This window comes from Paenibacillus sp. Root52, assembly GCF_001426865.1.
GTDB lineage: Bacteria > Bacillota > Bacilli > Paenibacillales > Paenibacillaceae > Paenibacillus.
The window spans coordinates 346,866-360,336 of the sequence record NZ_LMFO01000012.1 but is presented as its reverse complement, the minus strand read 5'-3'; the positions used below and the strand labels follow the sequence as shown (position 1 = coordinate 360,336).

General features: G+C 45.4%; 13 protein-coding genes. 4 read left to right on the top strand and 9 right to left on the bottom strand.

All coding sequences use genetic code 11. The features are described from left to right. Nucleotides 1–73: 73 nt before the first annotated feature. A complete protein-coding gene (locus ASD24_RS13155; RefSeq protein ID WP_056696354.1) occupies nt 74–1,840 on the top strand; it encodes an Rqc2 family fibronectin-binding protein in 1,767 nt (588 codons plus the stop codon). A gap of 195 nt (nt 1,841–2,035) precedes the next feature. Next, nucleotides 2,036–2,482, top strand: coding sequence for a GNAT family N-acetyltransferase (locus tag ASD24_RS13150; protein WP_056696351.1), 447 nt, complete (start codon nt 2,036–2,038; stop codon nt 2,480–2,482). Nucleotides 2,483–2,627: 145 nt separating this feature from the next. Here the strand turns inward: ASD24_RS13150 and ASD24_RS13145 are convergent, their stop codons facing one another. The 8 genes from ASD24_RS13145 to ASD24_RS13110 form a co-directional block, all read right to left on the bottom strand. After that, nucleotides 2,628–3,497 carry a PHP domain-containing protein gene (locus ASD24_RS13145; RefSeq protein WP_056696349.1) on the bottom strand — a complete coding sequence of 290 codons (870 nt, stop codon included), beginning with the start codon at nt 3,495–3,497 and terminating at the stop codon, nt 2,628–2,630. A 30-nt stretch (nt 3,498–3,527) separates the two neighbouring features. Then, on the bottom strand, nt 3,528–4,436 hold the full coding sequence (locus ASD24_RS13140; protein WP_056696931.1) for a selenium metabolism-associated LysR family transcriptional regulator: 909 nt from the start codon (nt 4,434–4,436) through the stop codon (nt 3,528–3,530). A gap of 131 nt (nt 4,437–4,567) precedes the next feature. Beyond that, on the bottom strand, nt 4,568–5,005 hold the full coding sequence (locus tag ASD24_RS13135; protein ID WP_056696348.1) for a hypothetical protein: 438 nt from the start codon (nt 5,003–5,005) through the stop codon (nt 4,568–4,570). A 214-nt stretch (nt 5,006–5,219) separates the two neighbouring features. Beyond that, nucleotides 5,220–5,483 (bottom strand): YlbG family protein, encoded by a 264-nt coding sequence (locus ASD24_RS13130; protein ID WP_056696929.1) that lies wholly within the window; start codon nt 5,481–5,483, stop codon nt 5,220–5,222. A gap of 75 nt (nt 5,484–5,558) precedes the next feature. Further along, on the bottom strand, nt 5,559–5,996 hold the full coding sequence (locus ASD24_RS13125; RefSeq protein ID WP_056696347.1) for a YlbF family regulator: 438 nt from the start codon (nt 5,994–5,996) through the stop codon (nt 5,559–5,561). A 169-nt stretch (nt 5,997–6,165) separates the two neighbouring features. Continuing rightward, nucleotides 6,166–7,965, bottom strand: a complete 1,800-nt coding sequence (locus tag ASD24_RS13120; protein ID WP_056696345.1) for a helicase-associated domain-containing protein — start codon at nt 7,963–7,965, stop codon at nt 6,166–6,168. After that, on the bottom strand, nt 7,952–9,640 hold the full coding sequence (locus ASD24_RS13115; protein WP_056696343.1) for a DNA repair helicase XPB: 1,689 nt from the start codon (nt 9,638–9,640) through the stop codon (nt 7,952–7,954). Before ASD24_RS13115 ends, ASD24_RS13120 begins: the two co-directional genes overlap by 14 nt. 178 nt (nt 9,641–9,818) lie before the next feature. Further along, nucleotides 9,819–10,991: an amidohydrolase gene (locus ASD24_RS13110; protein WP_056696342.1), complete on the bottom strand. Its 1,173-nt coding sequence runs from the start codon at nt 10,989–10,991 to the stop codon at nt 9,819–9,821. A gap of 209 nt (nt 10,992–11,200) precedes the next feature. Between ASD24_RS13110 and ASD24_RS13105 the strand changes: the two genes are divergently transcribed. Together ASD24_RS13105 and ftsW are read left to right on the top strand one after the other, a co-directional pair. Beyond that, a complete protein-coding gene (locus ASD24_RS13105) occupies nt 11,201–11,548 on the top strand; it encodes a YugN family protein (RefSeq protein ID WP_056696340.1) in 348 nt (115 codons plus the stop codon). A gap of 13 nt (nt 11,549–11,561) precedes the next feature. Continuing rightward, nucleotides 11,562–12,842, top strand: a complete 1,281-nt coding sequence (gene ftsW, locus ASD24_RS13100) for a putative lipid II flippase FtsW (RefSeq protein ID WP_056696338.1) — start codon at nt 11,562–11,564, stop codon at nt 12,840–12,842. Between the two features lie 116 nt (nt 12,843–12,958). Here ftsW and ASD24_RS13095 read toward each other — a convergent pair whose 3' ends face one another. Continuing rightward, entirely contained in the window at nt 12,959–13,321 is a 363-nt protein-coding gene (locus tag ASD24_RS13095) for an Asp23/Gls24 family envelope stress response protein (protein ID WP_056696336.1), read from the bottom strand. Nucleotides 13,322–13,471: the final 150 nt, after the last annotated feature.

Genomic DNA, 13,471 nt, shown 5'->3' with positions numbered 1-13,471 from the left:
CTTTTTGAACACACACTTATAGATGTAGCCTCTGGCATGAAGTCAGACGCTCGATAGAGAGGAAGTGGAGAAAATGGCACTCGACGGCATTGTAACCCGAGCCATTGTTCATGAACTGCAAGGTTGTATCGGTGGACGTATTAGTAAGATCCATCAGCCTAATGGTCATGATGTCGTGCTCACCCTACGTGCTCAGCGCGGTAACAGTAAACTGCTTGTATCAGCAAGTCCAACCTATCCCCGCGTGCATTATACAGAAAAGACATTTCTGAATCCCACGGAAGCACCGATGTTCTGTATGTTGCTTCGTAAACATTGTGAAGGGGCAATTATAGAGAACATTCGTCAGATCGGCATGGAGCGTATCATCCATATCGATGTGCGGCAACGCGACGAATTGGGTGATGTTTCAGTAAAACGCATCATCATTGAACTTATGGGAAGGCACAGTAATATTATTTTGCTTGATCCCATCACCGAAACTATTTTAGACGGTATTCATCATGTCACTCCGTCCATCAGCAGTTACCGGGTGGTCATGCCTGGTTTCTCGTATACTGCACCGCCAGAACAACATAAGAGCAATCCGCTTGAAATAAGTAAAACGGAGTTCGAGAACAGCTACACCACTGCCGAAGAGGATGCTTCACGCTGGCTCGTGAATGCGTTTAGCGGTCTTAGTCCGCTAATTGCAGGTGAGATTACTGCTCGGGCAGTTGCTGCTGACAGTGAAAAGCTAACTTCAACTGAGGGTGAGCACCGCATCGAGGCGGAAGCGCTCTGGAATACTTTTGAATCCCTGATGGGACTCGTTAAGAACAATGCCTACACCCCTGTCACTGGCATGAATGCCAAGGGCAAAATGATCTTCTCTGCCATCCAGCTTCAGAGCATTCAAGATGGCGAGAAGACGTACGACACGATCAGCAAATGTATGGAAGATTACTACGGAGATAAAGCCGAACGGGATACCGTAAAGCAAAGAGTAAGTGACTTGCTCCGCTTCCTGCAAAACGAACGAAGTAAAAATATCAAAAAGTTGGACAACCTGAATAAGGATTTACTAGAAGCGGATGATGCGGACAAGTTCAGATTGTGGGGAGAGCTTCTATTTGCCTCGCTGCACCAAGTTAACAAAGGCGACAAAACGGCTCAGCTTGTTAATTTCTATGATGAAGATCAAGCAACCATTACGATCCAGCTTGACCCGTTACTTACGCCGTCCGATAACGCCCAGCGTTATTTCAAGCGGTATAACAAGTACAAGAATAGTCTAGCTGTCATTCATGATCAGCTTGGAAAAACGAAAGACGAGATTGCTTATCTCGACAACCTGCTGCAACAGCTATCCATCGCATCCATGAACGACATTGAAGAAATTCGAGATGAGCTTGTGCAACAGGGGTACCTTCGTGACCGTAACAAAAAGGGCAAAAAGAAAAAGAAAAATGATCGTCCTACTGTGCATCAGTTCACCTCCTCAGAGGGGATTGATATTCTTGTAGGTAAGAACAATTTGCAGAATGAATATGTGACGAACCGCCTTGCATCCGCTAATGATACGTGGCTGCACACAAAAGACATCCCGGGATCACATGTCGTCATCCGCAGCACCGACTTTGGCGAAGCTACATTGGAAGAAGCCGCACAGCTTGCAGCCTATTTCAGTCAAGCCAAAGAGTCCAGCAGCGTACCTGTGGATTACACATTTATCCGCCATGTGCGTAAACCAAGCGGTGCCAAACCTGGTTTTGTCATCTATGATCATCAGAAAACCTTGTTTGTTACACCCAATGAGGAACTGATCAAAAGTCTGCCTTCCACCATCAAAAATGGATAAATCATTTCTCATCCTAAACTGAGTGTAAATAAAGACAAGTAATCCCCTGACCATCGCATGGTTAGGGGATTTTAATTTTTCGGGAATAGACGGGCTTACGTATCAATCCCCATATGCAGTATTGCATTTTTATTCAATAAACAGTATTATAATTCAATTAATATTTTATTACCTTATCGAAAAGAAGGTTATTACATGACTGTTATTATTCGAACTACCCAACCTGAGGATTTAATCCCACTTACTGCACTTATGCATGAATATGTAGTAGGATTTTATAACAACCTTTGGCCTGGTGACGAAGCTATCCACCTATTGATCAACAACCTGCTCAATCATCAGATCGGGGTTCAATTCGTGGCGGAGCAAGATAATCAACTGATTGGATTCTCCACATTATATTTTACCTACAGCACAATGAAAGCAGAACGTGTAGCGATTATGAATGATCTTTTTGTGGTAGAAGCATTCCGAGACAGCGAAGTTGAAACTAAATTATTCGAACAGTGTCAGCAATATACGCGTGAACACGGGTGCCCTTATATGTCCTGGATCACAGCAGAAACCAATGTACGCGCGCAGCAATTATTCGAACGTCTTGGAGCAACGCGTGGTGCATGGGTGAATTACTCAATCACATAATTTTATAATTCAAAAAACATGTGAGCACGATGGGTTACCCCCTCATGTTCACATGCCCTACAATGATTATTTAACCTGACTACCCATCTTCGGAAAAGAGAAATCATTTCTACGTTGTTCTTAGGCTCTCTTCTCTAACCAACGATCAAGACTCCCTATTGCGCCTCGCTGCTATTTGCAAGCTCTGCAACACGTCAACTGCGACTGACTTGCTGCCAAGATCGCCATGGAAAACCACACCTTGTCTCACACCGTGATAATCCGACCCTCCGGTCTGAATCAAGCCAAATTCTAGGGCAAGGTCAGCATACTTGCGCTCCTCTGCCAAATCATGATCCGCATGGAACACCTCAATGCCGTCGGGTTTCGAGTTCTGAATGATCTCTCGAACAAGCTCGTCATTCCCATACAAACCAGGATGCGCTATAACAGCAGCTCCGCCTGCCTCCCGAATCCATCGGCACGCCTCCTCTGGAGCCACCCGGGGAACTGACACAAATCCGGGCTTTCCTTCTGCTAGATAACGATCAAATGCATCTCGCATATCCGTCGCATATCCTTTACTTACTAGTACATCAGCCACATGTGGTCTGCCAATACTCTCATCCGGCTCCAGTGGTCGTCCGAGTCCTTCAATTACTTCCTGCCAGTTAATAGCGAGCCCAAGCTCTTGCAGCTTAGCAATAATCCGATGGTTGCGCTCCTCACGGGCTTCCCTTAAGTTTCGCAAGCGTTCCAGAAACGTCTTATCCTCAATATCTACATAATAGCCAAGCACGTGGATGTCTTTTCCACCCGCACGAGTACTAATTTCAACGCCAGCAACAACCTCGATTCCCATTTCTTCACCTGTACGTAGTGCTTCAGCAACACCGGCCACCGTATCATGATCTGTGAGTGCCATTGCCGCTAAACCTTTTTGTTTAGCAAGCTCCACATTCGCGGCGGGTGATTGCATTCCGTCAGAAGCTTGGCTATGTGTATGAAGATCGCAACGTCCGTTAGGCTGATTCATCAAGAACGACTCCCTTCGATATGGCTTGAATTATTGTTGTAACTCGACCTGCTCCTGCTCACGCAAATAGTTTAGAAAAGCTACCGCTGATAAGGGCAGCAACGAAGATTTGAGATGAATCGCATAGAATTGACGTTTGAATTCCAGCCCACGAATATCAACGATATGAACCAGACCAAGCGCAATTTCGTGTTGAACAGATGACGGTGATAACATCGTTATGCCCACACCAGCCTCAACGGCTGATTTTACCGCACCTGTACTGCCGAGCTCCATGACTACGTTCATATCCTGAGGGTCTATTTTTCTTTTTTGCAGCTGATCCTCCATCACTTGCCTTGTTCCTGAACCCTTCTCACGCAACACAAATGGATATGACATCACTTCTTCCAGCTCTACCTCACCCCGCTGAGCAAGGGCATGACCCGCTGGAACGATTAGCTTCAGCTCATCCCGCATAACAGGCTCTACGATCATATCTGGATGATGAATAGGCGCTTCAATCAAGCCAAAGTTTAACTGGTGCTTCAGAATCTCGTCCATAATTTGTGATGTATTCATGACTTTCATCACGATTGAAATATCGGGATATTGACGAGCAAAAGGTCCCAGCATTCGAGGTAACACATACTCTCCAATCGTCAAGCTAGCTCCGAGCTGTAATCTCCCCTGAAGCTTTTTAGTGAATGCAGACATCGCTTCATCTGTGTGTCTAACCAATTCAACACTTCGTTTCGCATGAGGGAGTAATGTCATTCCCGCCTCAGATAATTCTATTTTTTTGGTGGAACGGTGCAGTAGTTTGGTGCCAAAGTAATCCTCCAGCGACTGAATCTGCATCGTCACTGCAGGTTGAGTCATATGTAACGCCTGAGCAGCCGCAGAGAAGCTTCCCTTCTCGGCAACCGTATAGAAAATGTGTAATTGATGGAAATTCATATCTTCGCCCCTCTTCTGTACACTTACCTCATTGTATCCGATTTCGCGAATTCCAACAAAAAAGCATGCAGCTTGTCTGCATGCCATGTAGCCTGAATCTATCATTTAAGAAAATGTGAGATCTCCCGATATCACTTATGCTTCCGACTGTTCTTGACTAGAGTCATTCGTCTTGAATGTCTTAGCCACGAATAATACGATTTCAAATCACGTAGCTCAATAGTCTCTGACATACGACCCAAAAACGTAACCACAATCATTTTGTGAAGTGGGTTGCCGGCAATATCATATTCCCCTTCAAGTTCGGAAAATTCAGCAACAACAACCAAATCTTCATCAATGAGGTATACATCCTGCTCATTACGGTAGTATGGTGTAATACGATCCTGCTTCAGACACTCCCATAACCATGCCGCAATATGGTCATCATCATTACGTGTGGGCTCAATGCGATCTGCATACCGCATCTTGGCATGATGGGTAATGACGATGTCTGCCACTTTTTTGTCTCCAAGAGCTACGAAAAACGGCTCGTAGGTGCTCCAACGTTGCATCACCTTATCACGCATGGGAATCACTCTCCACCAGATAGGACTTTCTATCTATTTATTACCAAATATATTACAACATAAGTCCCGTAAGCTCAAGGTATATGTTAAGATTTTTTTCACAAGACATGTACGATGTCAATTGAATAAAAGAGCGACTCCGAGGAGTCACTCTATATACTTGATGCACCATGAATCATGGATAATCGTTTGTTATGCGATCATACATTGATATTTAGATGCCGTAATAACTTGTCTTGTCCATCGTTTTACTTGCGTACTCCGTTTTGATCTCATTCCGATAGGAACGTTCAATTTTGCGCACATAGGAAAGTCGTTTCACATTTTTCATCGTATCTTCAGCACGTTCTGCATTAACATACATCACAACATAATGCATACGACGGGAGATGTAATGAACAGTGCCATACTTTTCTAAATTACGAGCCGCTTTCAAATCACTTACCCATATAATGAATCCTGTCCTTTCCGCAAACATCTTCTTCCCCCGCCTTTCGATCATGGAGACCGGATGCTCCTGCATCCGGCCTAATGGATTAAATCAAACGTCATTTTAACCGCAGCTGCACTTCCCGCCGCTTCCGCAACCACCTTTGGGATTCGGATCATTGCTTGGAACTTTAATCGTAGTAGACACAGCATATGCAATCGTCTCTGACATCTGATGCAGCATGTCGTCCAGGGATTTCTCAGCCTGCTTGAAACGTGCCACTGCCTCAAAACCCTCTAATTCTAATTCCAACGCTGTAACCTGATCCTTGGCTGCATGGAAGTCTGGATGAAAATGTCCAAAGCGCTGGGTTTCCTCGAATAGCTCTTTCTTGGCATTCAGCTTTCGTATACCGGCTTGAATCTCCGGGTTTGTCTCAACTTGCTGTTTCCAATATAAATAATCCGATACTTCGGCAGATTGGTTAATCATGTCGCCTAATTCATATGCGCCCGTTAACACTTGGGCCATATCGACCGTGTTCATTTCCGCTACGCTCATGAAATTCATCCTATCTATATATAAAGTTCTACGTAATGTAGATTACATTATCATAGCATATCCCCGATTAGTTAAGAAGCGTTTTTCCTGCAAATAGAAAACAAGGTAACGCAGAGGGTTATGCTGATCAAGGTCTATTGGTGTTATCTACCTCACTCTTAGTCCCATACTATGTGTCACTTCGTTCATGCTCAGGAACAATTAACCGTATGTTGCCCCAGTCTGTTGGAGAGAGCACCTGCCGTTCAAGGACATTCTCCCCGTTACTGGATGTCACCCAACCCGATAATGTCCAGTCACCGTGACCCTCAATCCGATCCGGTATCACATAGACTATATCTTCATTTCGTTTCAGCTCTAGCTTTGTCTGCCACTCAATCGCTTTAGAGGCAATTTGCCGAGTGGTTGATAGGTGGTACTTCCTCCATTCTCTGTGCCACATTTCAGGAATATCCTTATAGCCAGGCCATAAGTTATCTCGTTCTGTGATCACGTATGGCTCATCTTCTTCCTCGTAAAGCTTATCCGCTATGTGTATGATGCCCTGGCTTCGTACATTTAGATTGACGGCTGATTCATCGCCCTGATGTGCCACTTCGAGAGTGGGGTCACTTGGGTTAGGTGGTTTAGCTAGACGTTCTTCCGGTTCTTGTCCCCATTGCTGCATCGCCAAGTGTACATGTTCTGGAATGCCAGTCATGGCATGATTATTCAGGAATAGAACGATCTGATCCAGCGTAAAGCCAATCCTTACTGCTTTCATTACCGATTCCCTTGTAAGCCGGTAAATACTCATTCGATCACGAGTCACAAGCTCAGCACATAACCCCAGTCTCCAGCAAACATGCGAAGGTGCTTCGGAGGGAAATAAAATCTCAAAATCAGGCTGTATAAACAGTCCCGATTTTTCCCCCTCTAACCTTTTATCATGTAGCGGATGACCCGAGCAGCATAAATCAGCCGGCTGAACTAACCAACGATAAACCACTTCGCCTGCCGCATCGTGACCTACTTCGCCGAACCCCAAGCCTACAAGAGCTCGTAGCCAGCCTTGAACAACATGTAGAGACGATAAACTCTTTGGATTGGGATTCTCGCATCTCAATAAATCTTGGACTTCGACCTGTAGCTCGTCCCTCCATGGAAGCAAAGGCCCTATAGGAAACCACTCATTCATTGCAGGTGCAAGTATAAGCAATCGAGATCGAAAATGCTGAGCATAAGGATCGGGCATCCCGTAACGCTCTACGCAAATGTTATAAATTTCACAATGCATAGATGACCAAGATCGTTTAATCCAGGCTTGCAACTGTTCATTGGATACGAACACGTGTTTATCACTCTTTTCAAGCAATCCTAAATGCAAAAGCAAATCCAGTACGATGGCGATATGAACAGGATATACCTCTGGATCATCATAACGAATATGCAGTGCTTGAAAATGACTCTCGTGCAATGCAGTTATGTTACATAATTGTCGAATCGATTTTTTATGTATTGTACCTTTACTGGTTAATGGCAAACCCTCATGTATGATCCACGCCATAAGATGAAGAAGCTCAGCAGCAATATCTACTTCAGCCTCATAAAGCACCTGCATGTGATCCTTTGTTATCATTTCAGATCGCTCAACATGCTGTGCATCTGCTGATCCATCATGTGTGTTACCAGCGCCAACTTTAATGGCAAAAACTTCAGTCAATTGGGGAAGCAGGACATTAGGAATATAGTACAGATGCTCCCCCCAGGTTTTGCGAGTCGTTTTGATCCAGCCCTTCTGTCTAAGACCGATCAGAGCCACCTTGGCTTCGGCACCACTCAATCCTTCTGTTACCCACACTGCGGAAGAAAACTTCGGAGAGAAAAAGGCTGCAGCATGCTGCCGAAAAAGAATACTTAGTACAATTTGCTCCGCACGTGATAGGAGCTCTGTACTCAATTGTACTTGTTGTGTGTTATGATTCCGCATTGGTTAGTGCACTCCTTTCCCGAACAATTGCATATTCATAACCCTGCTCCACCAAAAACATCTGCCGCCGCAATGCAAACTCTTGTTCTTTGCTATCCTCGGATACAAGCGCATAAAAATAAGCTTTATTATCCCCTGGCTTAGGCCTTAGAATTCGTCCCAAACGTTGTGCTTCTTCTTGCCTTGAACCGTAACTACCCGATATTTCCAAGGCAACAGCAGCATCAGGCAGGTCAACAGCGAAGTTCGCTACCTTAGAAACAACGATCGTTTGAATCTCGCCGCGCCGGAATGCAGCAAACCATTTCACTCGTTCTTGTTGTGACATTGCACCAGATACAAGTGGAGCCTCAATTTCCCGGGCAATGGTCTCCAGTTGATCTAAATATTGCCCAATGACAAGTGCAGGAAGACCTCGATGATGATCTAAAAGCCTTCTAATCACATCTAATTTAGCTGGATTCTCAGCGGCTAAGCGAAACTTATGCTTCCCTTCTGCCTCCAAATAGGTCAATTTTAATTCTGGAGGCAACGGAATCCGTATTTCCTGACATTTCACATCCGCGATCCAGCCCTGCCGTTCTAGCTCCTTCCAAGGCATGTCGTACAATTTAGGACCAATCAGCGAAAAAACATCTTGCTCACAGCCATCTTCTCGAACCAATGTTGCTGTCAATCCCAATCTTCGAGTAGCTTGAATATCCGCTGTCGCTCGGAATACAGGTGCTGGAAGCAGATGAACCTCGTCATAGATGATCAATCCCCATTTTCGTTCACTAAGCAGTTTGATATGGGTAAAATCAGCATCCTTGGACTTTCGATGAGTTAGAATCTGATACGTTGCCACAGTGATTGGCCTCACCTGCTTTTTCTGACCTGAGTATTCGCCGATGAGTTCACCAGTAATCGTTGTCTTACGCTGTAACTCTTCAATCCATTGGCGTACCGATGTTGTATTTGAGGTCAAAATAAGACATTCACATTGCAGCCGTTCTAATACGCCCATGCCAATAACCGTTTTCCCTGCCCCGCAAGGTAATACCAACAGGCCACTTCCGCCCATCCCTTCACTGCCCTCGAATGCTTCTATCGCTCTTTGCTGATAGGAACGTAGCTCAAACGCATCATCGTTGTCTGTCTTCTTCCAGCCAAAATGAAGATGTGTTCCTTGACGATAGCCTGCATAATCAAGAACCGGATAGCCTAGGCGAGTGAGTTCCTGCTTCAACAACCCACGCTGTTCTCCTCGCACGATGAATTCCTCAGGTGCAGCACGCTCCATTCGAAAGGCCGCAACTGTTTTCATCATGGATAATTCATTCAACAGCTGCTCCCGGTCTCCAACTAGACGCATATTCTCCTGATCTTGATCCCAATGCAGCTTCAGCCTGCCATACTGTTCAACTATTCTCCGAATATCTTGTATCAATGCTGCCGGCACAGTCCAACGCGAAATAGACTCCAAGCTATGGATGATGCGATCAGCATTCCAACCAATGGCCGCAGCATTCCACAGGGATAAGGAAGTCATCCGATACGTATGGAAGCCTGTAGGGGTTTTAATGAGTTCAGCATACATGCCGATCTGTGATCTAGCTTGTTCAAATTGGGGATGACCTACCTCAAGTAATAGGGTAAAATCCCGTTGGACAATACAGGCACCTGAGATTTCCATTACACACGCCTCCTAACTGCTGGTCTGTTCGTTGCTGAATGGGTATCACATGCATGACAAAAAGCCCAGTCCCGGTAAGCTCCGAAAATGAACCTTATGAACCTACTAACGATCTAGCTCACCAAATAAAAAAAGAGCATCCTATGTTTAAGGATGCCCAATGAGTTGGTTAATCATTCTATACTTCAGCCGTGTAACCTGTCGCCATAGCAATAAACAGCTTAACTGCATGCTGCATCGCATCTTCATCAAAGTCAAACTTCGGATGATGGTGCGGATAGACTGCGCCTTTATCTGGATTGCCTGCACCAACAAACATAAAGCAGCCAGGAATCTGCTGTAAATAATAAGCAAAATCCTCTGCAGGCATGATCATCGGTGAAGCTTGTACATTTTGCGCGCCAAACACATGCACCGCTTCTTGGAAGAACCGTTCTGTTTCCCGCTCATCATTAACAACTGGCGGGTAACCCATAATATATTTGATATCCGTCTTAGCTCCATAAGCTGCACCCGTCTGAGCCACCATGGTGTGAATGCGTTCTTTCATCCCCGATCGGGTCTCTTCATCAAACGTTCTGACCGTGCCACTCATTTTACAGGATTCCGCAATAACGTTCTGTGCAGCTCCAGCTTGCATTGTACCAATCGTCAGCACCGCCGGGCGCAATGGATCGACGGAACGGCTAACTACGGTCTGTAATTGCATCACCAGTGCTGAACCTGCCACCAAGCTGTCCACAGTCGACTGCGGCATCCCCCCATGACCCCCTTTACCTATGATCTCAATATAGAAATCATCCGCCGCAGCCATCATTGATCCCGCCGTACTCGCTGCAACACCTACAGGTAGAGGGGTCCACAGATGAATTCCATAGATGACATCTACGCCATCAAGCCCACCGTCGGCAATGACGTGAACTGCTCCGCCAGGCAGTAACTCTTCTGCTGGTTGGAACAGAAAACGAATCTCCCCTTTAATCGCAGCCTTATTACGACTGAAATACAATGCTGTTCCCAGCAGAATCGAAACGTGTCCATCATGACCACACGCGTGCATGGCTCCATCTTTTCTAGATGCATATTCTACATCCTTCTCGTCATGGATAGGCAAAGCGTCCATATCAGCTCGAAGCATGACCACAGGGCCTGGCTGATCTCCGCGGATCGTACCGATAACTCCATGTCCCCCTACATGACGCTTCACTTCCACGCCAAAGCTCTCCAGCATATCTGCTATAAAAGATGAGGTCTTCTCCTCATGAAAGGAAACTTCAGGATTGCGATGAAGATGACGGCGCCACTCCACCATATGGATTTGCAGATCATCCCACCATATATTATTTGTCATATTTCCTCATCCTTTCGCTCTCGATCGGTACTTTCATCAAGCCCGAACCTCTCACTTCAAACCTATTGCAGTATATTGTAGCAGAATTGGAAGAAAACCGATATGAACAAGCCCTTGAAAGCTTGCACGGGAAGGGGAAACATACTATCATAAACTAGAGAAACAACGAGAAATTATACTCGGAAGCTTATGAGGAGGATCAAACGCTTATGATATTTGAGAATACAGGCTTAGATGGCTTGAAAAGCGACTTGGCATACCTGGATGAGAGCGCCGAGAAAGTCGGATTTGTCCGGTGGCAATGGGAGTATTACCGTGCTACATATGACTACAAAATTGAAGATGAACTTACTAAATCGGAATACTTTGTACGTATTAATACTCGTGTTGTGGATGGCAAGCTTGAAAAACCAGATTCTGTTCTTTCTGTAGAAGCAGTCTATCTTGGAAAAGCTACCTTCCCGCATGGTCTGGATTATGATACTACCGTTCCACAGCCAGTCGTGAAGCTGGCCGCTCAAAAATTACAGCAGCTCAAAGAACTGCTGGAAGCTTAGGTTGGGCTGAGCGATGAAACAACAAACAGCCCAAACGAAAACGAAGAGAGGCACGCCGGATTTCCAACTGCTAATCCTCACTTTATTGTTGGTGGGCTTTGGACTGGTAATGGTATTCAGCTCCAGTTCCAGCATTGCAATTGCAAGCGAACGCTTCAACAATGATCCCCTGTTCTTCACGAAAAAACAACTTATGTGGGCGCTCATTGGTGTAGTTGGTATGTTCTTTGCTATGAATATTCGTTTTAATAAGTACAAAAAGCTGTATGCACCTTTTTTTCTCTTCACGACCGTCATGCTATTGCTTGTTCTCATTACGGGTAAGGTGCTCAACGGTGCTCGAAGCTGGATTCATATTTTTGGTTTTAGTGTTCAACCAGCCGAATTCGCCAAAATCGCCATTATTTTGTATCTCGCTGCGCTAATCACCAAGAAAGGCGAACGCTTTAGAGATCTTAAAACTGGTTATTTTCCTGTCCTTATCATTGTAGGTTTCGTTGCCGGACTCATTATGCTGCAGCCTGACTTCGGTACGTGCTTCATTCTCGTCTCCACGTGTGGTTTGGTGATCTACGCAGGTGGTGCGAGCATGAAGCATATTATGGGTTCAATTCTGCTCGTTGTCCTAGGAGGGGCGCTGGCTTTTGGAGCCAACGCCTTGTTCTCCTCTATGTCTTCGCCAGATGATGCGACAAGTACGGTAACAGAAGCCAAGACGAACTATAAGATCGGACGGATTCAGGCATTCCTTAACCCGCTCTCTGACCCTACCGATGGAAGCCTTAACCTCTATCGCTCCCTTGTAGCGATTGGAGATGGCGGAATTACGGGTTCAGGAGTTGGACAAGGTACAATTAAATTACATTACCTGCCCAATGCATATAACGATTTTATCTTCTCCGTTATTGGTGAAGAGCTTGGATTCTTAGGAAGTACCTTGTTCCTACTTGTCTATCTCTACTTTATCTGGCGAGGCATCATTGTGTCTCTTCGTTGTCCCGATCCATTTGGTACATTGGTCGGCATTGGAATTATGGGACTCATCGCCATCCAAGCCTTTATTAACATCGGCGGTGTTACTCAGACCATACCTGTAACAGGGGTCACGCTTCCGTTCATCAGTTATGGAGGTACGTCACTTTTCGTTATGATGGTCGCCATGGGCATCGTGCTCAGTATTTCACGCACCAATAATCTGGACGTCATCAAGGAAGAGAGAACAAAGTCCGTAACCGTACAGACTCGAACCTCTCCTGCCCTTCGTTCAAGAGAAGCGATCCGTCGTATTCGATAATCATAGAACGTAAAAAAAGACTTCCCATCCATTATGGATAGGAAGTCTTTTTTTGTTGAGTTTCACTTCGTGAGCGCACGCTACGAATGAACACTCTACGCTGGAAGCCGATCAGCTTATACGTCGTCACCTTTGAAAGATACACCTTCTACCTTCACATTAACTTCGACAACTCGTAATCCCGTCATGGTCTCTACCGCTTCTCTCACATTCTGTTGAAGCATGCGGGAAACTTCATGAATCGGTGTCTCGTACAGGACGATGATGCGCAGATCAATGGCTGTTTCCAGCTGGCCGACCTCAACGCCCACGCCTTTCTGTACGTTTTTACCGCTGAGACGTTTGGCCCAGCCCTCTGACAATCCTCCAGACATTGCGGCAATCCCGGGTGTCTCAAGCGCAGCCATTCCGGCAATTTTCGCCACCACGTCGTCAGCAATCCGGATGTTACCGCCATCTAGTTGAAGTTGTTCTGCCATGCCACATCCTCCTTCACTTCGTTAATCGTATTTTAAATCCTTTCCACCCCAAAAAGCAAATTAAACTCAAAAAGTTGCGTTTACAACCTACTATGATTTGGTTATATTGAAATATGAAAATAATCTCATAATCATTTCGTCACCTTTTCA